We start from the raw sequence: 15,209 nt of genomic DNA, 5'->3' as shown, positions 1-15,209 counted from the left end.
GATGCCGCCACACCGTGAGGAGCCGATGCAGTGACGCAACAGCCGGCGACACACCAGCCACCACCCCGCCCCCTCGTCGTCGTGATGGGGGTGTCCGGCTCCGGGAAGTCCACCGTCGGTGCCGCCCTCGCCGACGCACTCGGTGTCCCGTTCACCGACGCCGACGGTCTGCACCCGGCCGCCAACGTCGCGAAGATGACCCGGGGGATACCGCTCACCGACGCCGACCGCGAGCCCTGGCTCGACGCCGTCGGCGCCCGGTTGGCCGAGCACACCGGCACCGGGCTCGTCGTCGCCTGCTCGGCGCTGCGCCGCACCTACCGCGACCGGCTCCGCGCCCACGCGCCGTCGACGGTGTTCGTGCACCTCTCCGGCGACGCGGCGGTGCTCGCCGAGCGCATGGGCGGACGTTCCGGGCACTTCATGCCGACCGCGCTGCTCGACTCCCAGCTGGCCACCCTGGAGCCGCTGGCCGCCGACGAGGCCGGGACGACCCTGGACATCCGGAGGCCGGTCGACGAGATCGTCGCGGGCGCCGTCGCCGCCACCGGGTCGGAGGTGGCCCCGCGATGACGCTGCACCCCGCACTCGTCCTGGCCGCGGAGCAGGCCCAGCCGGTCGCGTCCGCCGGCCGCCTGGTGACCGCCGCGCTGGTGGGGATCGTCGCGCTGGTCCTGCTGATCACGCAGTTCTCGCTGCACCCGTTCCTGGCCCTGACCATCGGCTCGCTGCTGGTCGCGGCGGTGGCGGGCATGTCGATGGGCGACGCCGTGGCGGCCTTCTCCGACGGGTTCGGCTCGACCGCCGCGAGCGTCGGCACGCTGATCGCGCTGGGCGCGATGTTCGGCAAGCTGCTCGCCGACTCCGGCGGTGCCGACCGGCTGGTCGACACGATCGTCTCCCGCTCCGGCCCGCGGACCCTGCCGTGGTCGATGGCCGCCGTCGGGGCACTGATCGGCCTGCCGATGTTCTTCGAGATCGGTCTGGTCATCCTGATGCCGGTGATCTTCCTGGTCGCGCGCCGGGCCCAGGTCTCGCTGATCGCCGTCGGCATCCCGGCACTGGCCGGGCTGTCGGCGATGCACGGTCTCGTCCCGCCGCACCCCGGCCCGCTCGCCGCGATCGGCATCCTCGACGCCGACCTGGGCATCACCCTGGTCCTCGGCGTGCTCGTGTCGATCCCGGTCGTCGTGCTGGCCGGGCCGCTGTTCGCGACGCTGGCGGCCCGCTGGGTCGACGTCTCCCCGCCCGCGTTGTTCGAGTCCCCGGTCGCGGCCGGGAGCACCACCGCGTCCGCCGCGTCCGCCGGATCGGCCGGGACCGGCGCGGGTGCCGACGCCGGTCCCGGGTCCGGTGCCGATTCCGACGCCGGTGCCGATTCCGGTGCCGGCCGCGACGTGCCGGACGGCGGTCCCACCCGGCGCCCCGGGTTCGCCGCCACCCTGTTCACGGTGCTGCTGCCGGTCGTGCTCATGATGGGCAAGGCCGTCGGCGACATCGCCGCACCCGAGGGCAACCCGGTGCGCGCCGCGCTGGACTTCGTCGGCACGCCGCTGGTCGCGCTGCTGCTGTCGGTGCTGGTCGCGATGGTCACCCTCGGCACCGGCTCGGGGATGAACCGCGCCGGGATCATGGGCTCGCTGGAGAGGTCGCTCCCCGCGATCGCCGGGATCGTGCTGATCGTCGCCGCGGGCGGCGGGTTCAAGCAGACCCTGGTCGACACCGGGATCGGCGCGATGATCGCGGGCTGGGCCACCGGCGCCGGCATCTCCGCACTGCTGCTGGGCTGGCTGGTCGCGGTGGCGATCCGGCTCGCGACCGGGTCGGCGACCGTCGCGACGGTGACCGCCGCGGGGATCCTCGTGCCGCTGCTGCCGACGCTCGACCCGACCCAGACCTCACTGCTGGTGCTGGCGATCGGCGCGGGCTCGCTGTTCTTCTCCCACGTCAACGACGCCGGGTTCTGGCTGGTCAAGGAGTACTTCGGGCTCACCGTCGGCCAGAACATCAAGACCTGGTCGATCATGGAGACCGTCATCTCGGTCTCCGGCCTGGTCCTGGTGCTGCTCATCGACCTGGTGATCTGACCCCGCTCAGACGACGACGCCGGCCCGGGTCGCCGGGTCGGCGGCGGTCGCCCGGGACCCGGGTCCGTCGACGTCGGCGACAGTGCGGGCGAGCCGGCGCACCGCCTCGGTCAGCACCGGTCCGGGGTGGGTGAACGGCACCCGCAGCCGGTCGGTGAACGCGTGCCCGGCCCCGAACCGTGGGCCGGGCGCCAGCACCAGACCGTGCCGCGGGGCCGCCGCGGTCAGCGCCGTCGAGACGTGGGCACCGAGGTCACACCACAGCGCGAGCCCACCGTCGGGGACGGTGAAACGCCAGTCCGGCAGGGTCGCGGCGAGCTCGGCGGCCAGCAGGTCGCGCCCGGTGCGCAGCACCCCGACCCGTTCGGCCCGCAGCACGTCGAGCCGTTCCAGCACCTCGACGGCGACCAGCTGCTCCAGCACCGGCAGCGCCAGCTGGGCCCTGGCCAGTCGTCGTCGCAGCCGGGCCGCGCGCTCGCGGCCGGCCCGGACCCACCCGATCCGCAGCCCGCCCCAGGCGATCTTGCTGAGTCCGCCGACGGTGACGACGTCGTCGGGTCCGGCGGCGTGCGCGGCACACGGCAGCGGCCCCGTGGCGCCCCCGCGCAGGTCCAGCTCGGCGAAGGTCTCGTCGACCAGGGCGACCGTGCCCTGACGGGCGAGGCGCTGCACCAGCCGGGCGCGGGCGTCGTCGTCGAGCAGACGGCCGGTGGGGTTCTGGAAGTCCGCCATCAGGTACGCGGCCCGCGCCGCGGTCTGCCGGGCGGCCCGAGGCAGCACCGTCTGGGGCGTCGCGCCGGCGCCGTCCACCGCCACCGGGACGGCGACCGCTCCCGCGTCGGCGACGACGTCGAGCGCCGACGGGTAGGTGGGATGCTCGACGAGCACCCGGTCCCCCGGCCCGGCCAGCTCGGCGAGGACGATCCCGATCGCCTGCAGCGCCCCGCCCGTCACGACGACCTGCTCCGGCCCGGTCGGGAGCCCCCGGGTCGTGAACCGGTCGGCGATCGCGGCCCGCAGCGCAGGCAGGCCGTCCGGCCCGTAGCCGTGTCCGGCCAGCTCCGCGGCACCCCGCTCGACGGCGCGGGCGACCAGGTCGGGCAGTACCGCGGGCGCGGCGGGGGCGGCGTGGGCGAGGTCGATCGCGCCACGGTCCACCGGCCCGGGTGCCCACACCCCGTCGACGCCACCGGTCCGGTCCGGGAGCCGCACCCAGGTGCCCGCCCCGTGCCGGGCCTCGGCCCAGCCGTCGTCGCGCAGCTCGCGGTAGGCACGGGCGACCGTCACCCGGCTGACGCCCAGTGCCTCGGCCAGCGGCCGCTCCGCCGGCAGCCGGGTGCCCGAGGGCAGCCGGCCGTCGCCGGTCAGCACCCGCACCGCATCGGCCAGCACCCGGTACGCCGGGCCGCGCCCGCCGTGGACGTCGCCGCACAGCGCGGCGAGGCGCTCCGCCCCGATCCCCTGCGTCATTCCCGATCCACTTTCGCTCGAGTGGCACGGTGACGACAGGCCACCGGTGGAAGCAGCATGCCATCTCGTGACGATCGACAACTCCCGCTGGTCGCTGCGGATGCCGCGGCGCACCCGGCGACTCACCCAGCTCGTGGCCGGCCTCGTCGCCTACGGGGTCTCGATGGCGCTGACGATGCGCGCGACCCTCGGGTCGACCCCCTGGGACGTGTTCCACCAGGGCGTCGCCGGCCGTACGACGCTGTCGGTGGGCGCGGTGACCGTCGTCGTCGCGGTCGGGGTGCTGCTGCTGTGGATCCCGCTGCGGGAACGGCCGGGGATTGGCACGGTGACCAACGTCGTCGTCATCGGGGTCACGGTGGACCTGGCGCTCGCGGTGCTGCCCGCCCCGGAGGCGCTGTGGCTGCGGGTGGGGTTCGCCGTCGCCGGGATCGTGCTGAACGCGGTGGCGACGGCCGCCTACATCGGGGTCGGGCTGGGACCGGGCCCGCGGGACGGGCTGATGACCGGGCTCGCGGCCCGCACCGGCCTGTCGGTACGGCTGGTGCGGACCGCGATCGAGGTGACGGTCGTGCTGGTCGGGTGGTCGCTCGGCGGTGTCTTCGGCCCTGTGACGGTGGTCTACGCGCTCGCCGTCGGGCCGCTGGTGCAGTGGTTCCTGCCGCGTGTGAGCGTGGGTGCGGTCAGCCCGTCACCTTCGACAGCCAGTTCCCGTTGCTCAGATCCATCTTGACCCCGTCGACCATCACGGTCGGGGTGCCGAACCGGCCACCGGGCGCCACCGCCGGGTCGGCGACGGCGGCCCTGGTCGCGTCGGCGATCGCCTGGCTGTTGGCCTGGCGGGTGACGCAGCCGGCGAAGTCGCCCTTGGCGCCCAGCTCCGTGCCGAGCGCGATCAGCTCCTGCACCGACTTCCCGGCACTGCCCTCGGCGGGCTGGTCGGTGTAGAGGCGGGAGTGGTAGGCGGGAAAGATCCCGGCGTCGGCGGCGCACAGTGCGGCGTTGCCGGCGCGGGTGGAGTAGCCGGGCGGGGTCGAGCGCTCGTCGAGGATGACGATGTGGTGATAGTTGATCTTCGCCTTGCCCTCGTTCACCGCGGTGGTGAGCTGGTTCCCGACGCCGCTCTCCAGCTGCTTGCAGGCGGGGCAGAGATAGTCCTCGTAGAGGTCCACGGTCACCGGGGCGGCCTGGTTCCCGGCCTTCACGACGACGCCGTCGCGGGTCACGGGGTAGGTCGCGACGGTCGCCTGCTGGTAGTTCTGGTACAGCACGTAGACGCCGGTGGCCAGGGCGATGACCAGCACCAGGGCGCCGATCCCGAGGTTGCGACCGAGCCCGCCCGAGGTCCGCGGCGGGCTGATCCCGGCCGCCTGCAGCCGGGCCTGCGCGGCCTCCCGGCGCTCGCGCTCACTCTGTCCCATCAGTGCTCCTCCGTCGCGTCCGCCGGCGCCCGCCGGTCGTGGTCGTGTGTCCCGGCCCGGTCCCCGCGCCCGTCGAGGGAGAACAGCGTCCGCGGGCGCACCGCCAGGAACACCGCGGCCGCTGTGAAGGCGAGGTCGCGCAGCAGGGACGGGCCGTAGCTCGTGTCGTCGGGGTCGACCGGCCCGCCGCCGCCGAAGCAGCCGCAGTCGATCGCCAGCCCGCGGGCCCACGCCTGCACCAGCCCCGCGACGAACGCGAGCAGCAGCACGGTGCCCACCACCGCGGCGAGCCGGGTGGCGAGGCCCGCGAGCAGCAGCATGCCGAGCGCGATCTCCAGCGGCGGCAGCAGGGTCGCCACCGGCACGACGAGAGCGTCCGGCAGCGCCCGGTAGGCGGCGACGGCGACGGCCGTGGTGAACGGCTCGCTCAGCTTCACCGCTCCCGACACCAGCCAGACCGCGGCGAGTCCCAGCCGCAGCACGGTGCCCAGCACGTCGAGCGGGCGGGCTGCGGTCACGACGGAGGAGCCTAGCGATCCCGCCGGGTCAGAACTCCTCGCGGGCGGACTCCTGCTCGAGCAGCGCGTCGAGGTCAGTCAGCCGCTTCATCGTGGCGACGGCACGGACGGTGCGGTTGTTGCCCGCCATCGTCTCCTCGTGGCGGTGCACGAACTGCCAGTAGCCCGCGGTGAACGGGCAGGCCTTCTCCCCCACCCGCACCGTCGGGTCGAAGGCGCAGCCGGAGCACAGGTCGGTCATCCGGTTGATGTAGGCGCCGCCGGAGGCGTAGGGCTTGGTGGCCATCCGTCCGCCGTCGGCGTGCTGGCTCATCCCGATCACGTTGGCGGGCATCACCCAGGCGAACCCGTCGACGAACGCCGTCGCGAACCAGTCGTTGAGCTCCGCGGGCCGGTAGCCGCGCTGCAGGGCGTGGTTGCCGAGGATCATCAGGCGCGGGATGTGATGGGTCCAGCCGCGGTCGCGGACCCCGCCCAGTGCGTGCGACAGGCAGTTCGCGGTGACGGCGTCGGCGTCGAGGTCGGTCCACCAGTCCGGCAGCGGCGTGCGGGCCCGCAGGTGGTTGCGACGCGTGTAGCCGCGCCCGAAACGCCAGTACAGCTGCCAGACGTACTCCCGCCAGCCGAGGATCTGACGGACGAACCCCTCGACGCTGGACAGCCGGGCGTCCCCGTCGCGGTAGGCCTGCTCGGCGGCGTGCACCGCCTCCAGCGGGTGCAGCGCACCCAGGTTCATCGGCACCGACAGCAACGAGTGCGCCATCGCCCAGTCCTGCTCCAGCACCGCGTCCTCGTACGGGCCGAAGGTGTCCAGACGGTGCCGGACGAAGTGCCGCAGGGCCGCGGTCGCCTCCTCGTGGGTGACGGCGAAGCGGCGCGGTCCGTCCCGGCCGACGGTGGGGTACCCGGCCGCGTCGAGGTCGGCCCGCACGCGTGCGTCGACGTCGTCCTCGCGAGGCTCCCAGGGCGGCTCGACGTCGAGTGTCCGGGCGCCCTTCGGCGGGGACTCGCGGTTGTCGTGGTCGTAGTTCCACGTCCCGCCGACGGGCTCCTCCCCGTCCATCAGCACGGAGAACCGCTCGCGCTGGGCGCGGTAGAAGTCCTCCATCCGGAAGGTCTCGCGGTCACCGGCCCAGGCGTCGAACTCGTCCTTCCCCAGCGCGAAGGTGGGGGTGGGCCGGACCTCGGTGACCAGCCCCTCCCGCACGAAGCGGCGGACCATGTCCGAGGCGGGGAACGACGTCGGCTGGTGCACCACCACCGGGCGGCCGACGCGTTCCAGTGCCTCGCGGTAGGTGTCGGTGCGCAGGTGGGTGGCCCGGTCGCCGAGCTGCTCGGCGAGGTGGCGCATCCCGGACAGGACCAGGTGCAGCTTCTGGCGGTGGTGGCGACGCCTGCCCAGCGCCCGCGCGGACTCGACGATCACGATCTCGCGGTCGGCGAACTCCTCGGTGTCCCACACGTGCGGACCGAGCTGGTCGGCGAACAGCCAGAGCGGAGCCGTGTCATCGGACGACATCGACCCAGTGTCGGGCCGGTCGCGCACCGCCGCGCGGCGACCGCATCCGTCCTATCGTTGCGGGCGTGAACGATCCGGAGCTGGAGGCGGAACTCGCCGACCACAGCCACGACCACTCCCATCGGGACGTCTCGGGCGGCTGGCTGCGCGCCGCGACGTTCGGCGCGATGGACGGCCTGGTCACCACCATCGCGCTGATCGCGGGCGTCGGCGGGGGCGGGGCGGACCGCGACCTGATCGTGCTGACCGGACTGGCGGGCGTCGTCGCGGGGGCGTTCTCGATGGCCCTGGGCGAGTTCGCCTCGGTCGGCACCCAGAACGACGCGCTCGACGCCGAGGCCGCCGTCGAACGCCGCGAGCTCGTGCTGCACCCGCGCGCCGAGGAGCACGAGCTGGCCGCCCGGTTCCGCGAGATGGGACTGACCGGGCAGACGGCGGACGCCGTCGCGCGCGAGGTGCACCGCGACCCTGAGCTGGCGCTGCGGATGCACGTCAGCCAGGAGCTGGGCGTCAGCCTGGACGACAAGCCCTCGCCGTGGGTGGCGGCGACGTCGTCGTTCGCCGCGTTCGCGGTCGGTGGCCTGATCCCGCTGCTGACGTTCCTGCTCGGCTACGGCTCACTGGCGCTCGGTCTCGCCGTCGGCGGGCTCGGCCTGCTCGTCGCGGGGGCGCTGACCTCGCGGTTCACCTCCCGGTCGTGGTGGGCGGCGGCGCTGCGCCAGCTGGCGTTCGGCGCGATCGCGGCCGGTGCGACCTACCTGGTCGGGATGCTCATCGGGGTCAGCGCCGCCTGAGCGGGCTCAGTCCTCGACGCTGATCACGCGGGCCGGGCACACGTGCTCGGCCTCCTTCACCGCGTCCCGGTCGCCCTCGGCGGGCGAGTCGGTCAGCAGATCGACGATTCCGTCGTCGTCCTGGTCGAAGACGTCGGGCGCGGTCACCACGCACTGGCCGGCCCCGATGCACAGTTCCTTGTCCACGATCACGCGCATGGACATCAGAATGCCACCGGCAGCGCGTGCACGCCGTAGACGGCCATGTCGTCGCGGAACGCGATCTCCGAGTCCGGCACGGTGACACGCAGCCCCGGGAAGCGCCGCAGCAGCGCCGGATAGGCGATCTGCAGCTCGAGGCGGGCCAGCGGCTGCCCGAGGCACTGGTGCACCCCGAACCCGAACGCGACGTGCCGGTTCGTCCCGCGGGACACGTCGACCTCGTCGGGGTGCGGCCACTGCCTCGGGTCGCGGTTGGCCGCCTCGGCGGCGAGCACCACGCCCTCCCCCGCCCGGATCGTGACGCCGCCGATCTCCAGGTCCTCGGTCGCGACCCGGCGACGGCCGATGTGGGTGACGGTGAGGACCCGCAGCAGCTCCTCGACCGCGCCGCGGACCTGCGTGGCGTCGCCGTCGCGGACGGCGGCGAGCTGGTCGGGGTGGAGCAGCAGGGTCAGCGTGCCGAGGGCGATCATGTTCGCCGTCGTCTCGTGCCCGGCGACGAGCAGCAGCAGCGCCGAGGCGCTCGCCTCGTCGACGGTGAGGTCCCCGGCCGCGACCCGGGCGGCCATGCCGCCGAGCACGTCGTCGCGCGGCTCGGCCAGCCGGGCCCGGACGAGTCCGGCCAGATAGTCCTGCAGCGCGTCCGACGCCGCGGCCGAGGCCTCCGCGCTGGAGGTGAGGTCGACCATGATCCGGCTCTGGGCCTCGAAGAACGCGTGGTCGACATAGGGCACCCCGAGCAGGTGGCAGATCACCAGCGACGGCAGCGGCAGCGCGAACGCCTGCACCAGGTCGGTCGGGTTCTCCCCGGCCTCCATGGCGTCCAGCAGCTCGGTGACGGTCTGCTCGATCAGCGGCCGGAGGCGCTCGATGCGGCGCACGGTGAACTCGCCGATGAGCATCCGCCGGTGCCGGGCGTGCTCGGGACCGTCCATCATGATGAAGCTGCGGCGGCGCCCCTGGGACCGCACGTGTCGCGACCGCGACGTGGCCGGGTAGCCCTCGCGGTCGGCGTCGGCGGACAGCCGCTCGTCGGCGAGCGCGGTGCGGACGTCGTCGTAGCGGGTGACGAGCCACGGCGTGCTGCCGTCCCAGATCCGGACGCGGGCGACGCCCGACCCCCCGGCGGGGCACTCGTCCTCACGGATGCGGGCGAGTTCGGCGGGCGGGTCGAAGGGACACTCACGCGCCATCGGGTAGGTGGGCACGGGTTGGGTCACGGCGGTCATCGGCATCACTCCCACCAGAGATGTTAGCAATGCACAGTTTCGCCGCGCAACGATCCTTCCCGGGGAGCGACCCTCCCGGGAGACGGGAACGGCCCCGTCCCGGGGTCGGGACGGGGCCGCTGGGCGGTGGAGGTGCCGGGAATCGAACCCGGGTCCTCCGTCGGTTCACGAGGGCTTCTCCGTGCGCAGTCCGCTGTGTCTCTACTCGGATCCACCGGTCACGCGAACAAGCCGGTGTGACGATCCCAGCCGCTGTTGGATGTCCCCTGCGGTTCCGCGGCCGAACCGCAGGGTGAGTCCCCTGAATGATGTCGGGACCCGGAGCGGGGACGCCTCCGGCCCGACAGCCCCTACCTGGTGATCAGGCAGCGAGCGCGTAAGCGCTCTGGGCAGTGCGACTGTTGTCGGCACTTATTTTTTTGCGACGCATGGTTAACGAGATCATCGTCGCCTTCCTCGGCACGCTTCACCTCGATCAACGATCGGAGTCGAAACCGTTCACCCCCTGGTCGGGTCCCGCGGGACCCGCGGTCCATCTGCACTCCGCCCGGACGTACCCGGACGGACGCACAGCATAACGCCCCGCGCCCGCCCGGACATTCCGGTTGCCGGTGGGTGGCGTGTCACCCGGCCGCGACCTCGTAGGTGTGCCCCGCGGCGCGCAGCCGGTCGACCAGCACGTCGCCCAGCGCGGTGGCCGGGGTGAGGCAGCCCGCGCGGTCGGGCAGCGCGGACCCGCCCAGGGCCAGGGCGAGGCCCGCCTCGGCGAACATCACCGCGGTGGCCGCGTAGCCGGGGTCCCCGGGGCCGGACACCCGCACCCGGTAGCGACGCCCGGACTCGGTCTCGGCGCGGACGTCCATCCGGAACCAGCCGCGCTCGCGGGTCCGCTCCGACGGCCCGGTGCCCGGCGCGGGCAGCACCCGGTCCAGCAGCGGGCGGATCGGCCGGACCATGAACGCGCCGACCAGCGCGCCGAGCCCGGCGGTGACCACCGCCGCTGCGACCGCGCCGGACACCCCGCGCCCGCAGCCCTGCAGCTCGCCGTAGCGCAGGCCGCGGCCGTAGGCGTGGTCGAGCAGCGCGTTCGAGCGGCGCACGATCCGGGTGTTGTACGACGCCATCACGAACGGCGCGGTCCAGGTGCCGTCCGGGAGCCGGGCCGGCGGCCCCGCGTCCGCGGGCTGCGACGGCGTCGGCTCGGCCGCGGGGTCGGGGCTCAGCGAGTGCGGACGGGCGGCCAGACGCCGGGCGTCGCGATCGGTGCGGACGGTGTCCAGCTGCCCGCGCAGCGAGTCCACCGTGCCGCCGGAGACCCCGCCGCGCATCGTCGCGACCGTGCGGACCTCGGTGAGCCCGCCGGCGCCGTCGGCCTGCGCGGCCCGGTGCGCGAGCCACACCCCCAGATCGGAGGGGACGGAGTCGTAGCCGCAGGAGTGCACGATCCGCGCACCGCTCGCGCGGGCGGTCTCGTGGAAGCGGTCGATCGCCTCGCGGACGAACAGCCCCTCACCGGTGAGGTCGGCGTAGTGGGTACCGGCCTTCGCGCACGACCCGACCAGCCCCAGGCCGTACTTCGCGTACGGGCCGACCGTGCTCAGCACCACGCGCGCGCCCGCGGCGAGCCGGTCGGTCGCGGCCGGGTCGGCGGCGTCGGCGACGATCAGCGGCCAGTCCCGGGCCGACCCGGGCAGCGACGCCCGGGTCGCGGCGAGCTTGGCCTCCGAACGCCCGGCCAGCGCGATGCGCACCCCGGGCGGGGCGTGCTCGGCGAGGTGGCGGGCGATGAGGCCGCCGACGAAACCGGTCGCGCCGTAGAGGGCGATGTCGACCGGTTCACCCGGGGCGGCTCCTCCGGTCGGGTCGTGCTGTGGGCTGACCATCTAGGAACTCCTCGTGTCGTCGACGCCCAGCAGCGCGGCCGGGGCGTCGTGCAGGACCGAGCGCAGGAACGGCGCGCCGAGGCGGGGTTCGGCGGCGGCCCAGTCGGCGATCGCGGCGAGCTGTTCGGCGTAGGCGTAGGGGATGTTGGGGAAGTCGGTGCCGAGCACGATCCGGCCCGGGTACTCGGCCAGGCGCGCCGGCCAGCCCGACGGCAGCGGGGAGAGCCGCTGGGAGAACGCGGTGCCGACCATCGTCGTGTCGAGCACCAGGTTCGGGAACCGGTCGAGCAGCTCCAGCGCGCCCCGGAAGTCCGGCATGCCCGCGTGGGCGAGCACGATCCGCAGGTCCGGGTGGGCCTCGAGCACCTCGGCGAAGATCTGCAGCCCGGTGTACTCGCCGGGGATCGGCCCGTCGCCGCAGTGCACGACCGCGGGGACACCCGCGTCGGCGAGCAGCCCCCAGGCGTCGCGCAGCAGGGGGTCCCGCGGGTCGAACCCGCCGACCTGGACGTGCACCTTGACCAGCCGCGCCCCGTCGGAGACGGCACGGCCGAGGTAGTCCACGACCGAGGGCTCCGGGTAGAGGGTGGCCGTGCGCACCGCACGCGGGTGGCTGTCGGCGAACTCGCCCGCCCAGCCGGTGAGCCACTCCCCCATGCCCGGCTTGTGCGGGTAGGTCAGCGGGGCGAACGCGAGCACGCCGAGCCGCTCCAGGACGGCATAGCGCTCGTCCTCGGGCAGCCGGTAGTGCACCGGCCACGGGGTGCCGTAGTGGGTCTCGGCGGCGTCGAAGTAGGCCCAGACCTTGTCGAGCATCCGCTGGGGCAGGAAGTGCACGTGCACGTCGACCAGGCCGGGCAGGCCCAGCTCGGCGGTCCAGCGAGGCACGTCGGCATCGTCGACCGGCGGGACGGGAAGATCCACGGCCCCACCCTAGGCGGGCCGTGGCTCAGCCGCGCAGGTCCCGGGCCCGCCCCTTGGCCGCGCGGCCGACGGCACGCGCGATCTCCTTCTGGGCGTCCTTCTTGGCCAGGTCGCGGCGCTTGTCGTAGTCCTTCTTGCCCTTGGCGAGCGCGATCTCGCACTTGACCTTGCCGTCGTTGAAGTACAGCGACAGCGGCACCAGGGTGAGCCCGCCCTCGCGGGTCTTGCCCATCAGCCGGTCGATCTCCCCGCGGTGCAGCAGCAGCTTGCGGGTGCGGCGCGGCTCGTGGTTGGTCCAGCTGCCGCGCACGTACTCCGGGATGTGCAGGTTGCGCAGGAAGACCTCGCCGTCGTCGATCGTGGCGAAGGCGTCGACCAGCGACGCCCGGCCCAGACGGAGGCTCTTCACCTCGGTCCCCTTGAGCGCGACCCCGGCCTCGAACTCCTCCAGGATCGCGTAGTCGTGCCGGGCCCGACGGTTCTGCGCGATCACCTTCCGGCCCTGTTCCTTCACACCACCAGCCTACCCGCGGTGCGCCACCGGTATCCGACCGCGGCATCGCCGGAGCAGTGCTCTTGCACTTCGGCGACGCCGCGTGCAGACTCATCTGCGAGAGCACTGCTCTCGTATCGGACCAATGATCACAGGAGGCGGGCATGACGACGACGGTGCTGGTGACCGGGGCGAGCGGTGGGATCGGCGGGCATCTGCTGACCGCGCTGGCCGGCCGGGACGTGACCGTGCGGGCGCTGGTCCGCGATCCCGACCGCCTGGCCGGTGCCGGTGCCGGCGTCGGGGTCGAGGTCGTGCGGGGCGACCTGCGCGACCCGGGCGCCGTCGCCGCGGCGCTGCACGGGGTCGACGCGGCGTTCCTCAACTCCCCCTCGGCTCCCGACGCCGCGACGACCCAGATCGCGGTGGCCGACGCCGCCGCGACCGCCGGGGTGAACCGGCTGGTACTGCTGTCTCAGTTCGCGGCGCGGGCGGACTCCCCGGTGCGGTTCCTGCGCTGGCACGCCGCGGTGGAACAGCACGTCCGCAACCTGGGCATCGGCCACGTGGTGCTGCGGCCGAACCTGTTCCTGCAGGGCCTGCTGGCCTTCGCCCCCCTGGTCGCGGCGACCGGCCGGTTCGGCACCCCGATCGGCGACGCCGCGGTGAGCGCGATCGACGTGCGCGACATCGCCGACGCCGCCGCGGCGGTGCTCACCGGCGCCGGATCCGACGGCGTGGTGCACGACCTGACCGGACCGCGTGCCGTCACCCACGCCGAGATCGCGGCGGCCCTGGCCGAGGCGACCGGACACCCGGTGTCGTTCGACGACCTCACCCCGGAGGCGTTCGCCGCCGCCCTGGACGGGGTGCTGCCACCCTGGCAGGCCGCGGGACTGGTCGAGGACTACGCCCACTACGCGCGCGGCGAGGCGGCCCGGGTGGACGACGCCGTCGCCGTCCTCACCGGCCACCCGGCCCGCACCCTGGAGGAGTTCGCCCGCGACCACGCCGCGGCATTCGCCCCCGCGGGGCCGAGCGCTCAGACCTTCACGTAGGCCCGCAGCGTCACGTAGCCGGTGATCCCCGCGACGAGCGCACCGGTGGGCACGAGCAGCGCCGAGACCACCAGCACGTCGGAGATCCGGACCGGCGGGATCACCCCGGCCTGCCCCATCGCGGCGAACAGGTCGTCGACGACGGCGTACTTGGCCGCGACCAGACCGATCCCGGCGAGCGCCCCGCCGACGGCACCGGCGATGGCGGCTTCGACCAGGAACGGCAGCTGTGTGGTCCAGCGCGTCGCCCCGACCAGGCGCATCACGCCGACCTCCGTGCGCCGCATGAACGCCGACACCTGGACCGTGTTGGAGATCAGCAGGATCGCCGCGAGCGCCTGCACGACGGCGAGTGCGAACGCCACGTTGCGCACCCCGTTCAGGAAGTCGAACAGGGTCCCGACGACGTCGCGCTGGTCGATCACCCCGCGCACCCCGGGCCTGCCCTCGACGGCGGCCCGGGCGGCCGCGGCGCCCGCCTGCTGGTCGGTGAGGGTGACCCGCAGGGTGGCGGGCAGCGACTGCGGCCGGGCGACGTCGGCGACCGACTGCCCGGCGAACAGCTCGCGGAAGCGGGTGTAGGCCTGCTGCTGGGACTCGAACGTGACCCCGCCGACGCCCGGGGCGGCCTCCAGCGCGCTGCGCAGCGACGCGCACGTCGGCCCGCTGCAGTCGGGATCGGTCTCCGAGACGTCCGGGGTGAGCGCCACCTGGATCTCGAGCCGGTTCGTGTAGAGCGCGGAGATGTCGTCGATGGTGCGCAGCACGAGCAGGCCCGCACCGACCGACATCAGGGTGACCGCGGTGGTCAGCACCATCGCGACGGTCATCGTGACGTTGCGGCGCAGGCCGGAGGAGACCTCACGGGTGAGCAGGGCGGGGCGCATCTACCGGCCCGCCCCGTACACCGCGCGGGCCTCGTCGCGCAGCACGGCGCCGTCGGCCAGCTCGATCACCCTGCGGCGCATCGCGTCCACGATGGACGAGTCGTGGGTGGCCATCAGCACCGTGGTGCCCCCACGGTTGATGCGCTCCAGGACCTGCATGATCTCCCGCCCGGTCTCGGGGTCGAGGTTGCCGGTGGGTTCGTCGGCCAGCAGCAGCGGGGGCCGGTTGACCGACGCCCTGGCGATCGCGACGCGCTGCTGCTCGCCGCCGGACAGCTCGTGCGGCAGCCGCTCGGCCTTGCCCTGCAGCCCCACCATCTCCAGCAGCTCCGGGACCGCGATCCGGATCTCCGACGGCTTGCGCCCCAGCACCTCGAGCGCGAACGCCACGTTGCCGGCGACGGTGCGCTTGGGCAGCAGCCGGAAGTCCTGGAAAACGCAGCCGATCCGCTGGCGCAGCCGCGGCACCTTGCGCCGGGGCAGCCCAGCGACGTCGAGGCCGTCGACGAGGATCGATCCCGAGGTGGGGACGTCCTCGCGCAGCAGCAGCCGCAGCAGCGTCGACTTGCCCGACCCGGACGGTCCGATCAGGAACACGAACTCGCCCGCCCCGACCGTCGCGGAGACCCGGTCCAGCGCCGGACGCCCGGACGTCGGGTACCGCTTGGTGACGTCCCGCAGCTCGATCACGGAGCGGGACGGTACCGCCGCCCGGAGTGCACGGG

16 protein-coding genes and 1 other RNA gene are annotated in these 15,209 nt (G+C 74.0%); 5 read left to right on the top strand and 12 right to left on the bottom strand.

From position 1 onward, the window contains the following. Window positions 1–30: 30 nt before the first annotated feature. Together Ae717Ps2_RS03745 and Ae717Ps2_RS03740 are read left to right on the top strand one after the other, a co-directional pair. Window positions 31–573, top strand: coding sequence for a gluconokinase (locus tag Ae717Ps2_RS03745; RefSeq protein WP_369804809.1), 543 nt, complete (start codon window positions 31–33; stop codon window positions 571–573). Further along, entirely contained in the window at window positions 570–2,087 is a 1,518-nt protein-coding gene (locus Ae717Ps2_RS03740; RefSeq protein WP_075333021.1) for an SLC13 family permease, read from the top strand. Before Ae717Ps2_RS03745 ends, Ae717Ps2_RS03740 begins: the two co-directional genes overlap by 4 nt. Window positions 2,088–2,093: 6 nt before the next feature. Here Ae717Ps2_RS03740 and Ae717Ps2_RS03735 read toward each other — a convergent pair whose 3' ends face one another. After that, window positions 2,094–3,557, bottom strand: a complete 1,464-nt coding sequence (locus Ae717Ps2_RS03735; protein ID WP_075333020.1) for a PLP-dependent aminotransferase family protein — start codon at window positions 3,555–3,557, stop codon at window positions 2,094–2,096. Between the two features lie 100 nt (window positions 3,558–3,657). On the opposite strand from Ae717Ps2_RS03735, the gene Ae717Ps2_RS03730 reads away from it, so the two are divergent. Continuing rightward, on the top strand, window positions 3,658–4,290 hold the full coding sequence (locus Ae717Ps2_RS03730) for a membrane protein (RefSeq protein WP_043280178.1): 633 nt from the start codon (window positions 3,658–3,660) through the stop codon (window positions 4,288–4,290). Here Ae717Ps2_RS03730 and Ae717Ps2_RS03725 read toward each other — a convergent pair. The 3 genes from Ae717Ps2_RS03725 to Ae717Ps2_RS03715 are packed head-to-tail and all read right to left on the bottom strand — an operon-like array spanning window position 4,241 to window position 7,015. Then, the gene (locus Ae717Ps2_RS03725) at window positions 4,241–4,978 is read right to left on the bottom strand and encodes a thioredoxin domain-containing protein (RefSeq protein WP_075308046.1); all 738 of its coding nucleotides are present in this window, start codon (window positions 4,976–4,978) and stop codon (window positions 4,241–4,243) included. The genes Ae717Ps2_RS03730 and Ae717Ps2_RS03725 overlap by 50 nt on opposite strands. Beyond that, window positions 4,978–5,496 (bottom strand): MauE/DoxX family redox-associated membrane protein, encoded by a 519-nt coding sequence (locus tag Ae717Ps2_RS03720; protein ID WP_075333019.1) that lies wholly within the window; start codon window positions 5,494–5,496, stop codon window positions 4,978–4,980. The genes Ae717Ps2_RS03725 and Ae717Ps2_RS03720 overlap by 1 nt, the downstream gene beginning before the upstream one ends. A 28-nt stretch (window positions 5,497–5,524) precedes the next feature. Further along, a complete protein-coding gene (locus Ae717Ps2_RS03715; protein ID WP_075312296.1) occupies window positions 5,525–7,015 on the bottom strand; it encodes a cryptochrome/photolyase family protein in 1,491 nt (496 codons plus the stop codon). 65 nt (window positions 7,016–7,080) lie between these two features. On the opposite strand from Ae717Ps2_RS03715, the gene Ae717Ps2_RS03710 reads away from it, so the two are divergent. Continuing rightward, window positions 7,081–7,809 (top strand): VIT1/CCC1 transporter family protein, encoded by a 729-nt coding sequence (locus Ae717Ps2_RS03710; RefSeq protein ID WP_020625648.1) that lies wholly within the window; start codon window positions 7,081–7,083, stop codon window positions 7,807–7,809. Between the two features lie 6 nt (window positions 7,810–7,815). On the opposite strand, the gene Ae717Ps2_RS03705 is transcribed toward Ae717Ps2_RS03710, so the two are convergent. From Ae717Ps2_RS03705 to smpB, 6 genes are all read right to left on the bottom strand, one after another. Further along, window positions 7,816–8,007: a ferredoxin gene (locus Ae717Ps2_RS03705; protein WP_043280175.1), complete on the bottom strand. Its 192-nt coding sequence runs from the start codon at window positions 8,005–8,007 to the stop codon at window positions 7,816–7,818. 5 nt (window positions 8,008–8,012) lie between these two features. Continuing rightward, on the bottom strand, window positions 8,013–9,239 hold the full coding sequence (locus tag Ae717Ps2_RS03700) for a cytochrome P450 (protein WP_075312298.1): 1,227 nt from the start codon (window positions 9,237–9,239) through the stop codon (window positions 8,013–8,015). A 124-nt stretch (window positions 9,240–9,363) separates the two neighbouring features. Then, window positions 9,364–9,745, bottom strand: a transfer-messenger RNA (tmRNA) gene (gene ssrA / locus Ae717Ps2_RS03695). A 117-nt stretch (window positions 9,746–9,862) separates the two neighbouring features. Then, window positions 9,863–11,122, bottom strand: coding sequence for a trans-acting enoyl reductase family protein (locus tag Ae717Ps2_RS03690; RefSeq protein ID WP_075308050.1), 1,260 nt, complete (start codon window positions 11,120–11,122; stop codon window positions 9,863–9,865). Beyond that, complete coding sequence (locus Ae717Ps2_RS03685) at window positions 11,123–12,046, bottom strand: amidohydrolase family protein (protein WP_075333018.1); 924 nt, start codon at window positions 12,044–12,046, stop codon at window positions 11,123–11,125. Between the two features lie 25 nt (window positions 12,047–12,071). Next, window positions 12,072–12,560 carry an SsrA-binding protein SmpB gene (smpB, locus tag Ae717Ps2_RS03680; protein ID WP_043280662.1) on the bottom strand — a complete coding sequence of 163 codons (489 nt, stop codon included), beginning with the start codon at window positions 12,558–12,560 and terminating at the stop codon, window positions 12,072–12,074. 143 nt (window positions 12,561–12,703) lie between these two features. On the opposite strand from smpB, the gene Ae717Ps2_RS03675 reads away from it, so the two are divergent. After that, on the top strand, window positions 12,704–13,597 hold the full coding sequence (locus Ae717Ps2_RS03675; RefSeq protein WP_075333017.1) for an NAD(P)H-binding protein: 894 nt from the start codon (window positions 12,704–12,706) through the stop codon (window positions 13,595–13,597). Here the strand turns inward: Ae717Ps2_RS03675 and ftsX are convergent. Next, the gene (gene ftsX, locus Ae717Ps2_RS03670) at window positions 13,582–14,484 is read right to left on the bottom strand and encodes a permease-like cell division protein FtsX (RefSeq protein ID WP_075308056.1); all 903 of its coding nucleotides are present in this window, start codon (window positions 14,482–14,484) and stop codon (window positions 13,582–13,584) included. The two genes, Ae717Ps2_RS03675 and ftsX, sit on opposite strands and share 16 nt — an antisense overlap. Next, the gene (gene ftsE, locus Ae717Ps2_RS03665; RefSeq protein ID WP_043280365.1) at window positions 14,485–15,174 is read right to left on the bottom strand and encodes a cell division ATP-binding protein FtsE; all 690 of its coding nucleotides are present in this window, start codon (window positions 15,172–15,174) and stop codon (window positions 14,485–14,487) included. It abuts the gene before it with no gap. Between the last annotated feature and the right edge of the window lie 35 nt (window positions 15,175–15,209).

Origin of the sequence: Pseudonocardia sp. Ae717_Ps2, from assembly GCF_001932475.1 — a bacterium.
In the GTDB taxonomy this organism is placed as follows: Bacteria; Actinomycetota; Actinomycetes; order Mycobacteriales; family Pseudonocardiaceae; genus Pseudonocardia.
Note: the sequence above shows the minus strand (reverse complement) of the source record. Positions and strands in the feature narration are given on the sequence as shown.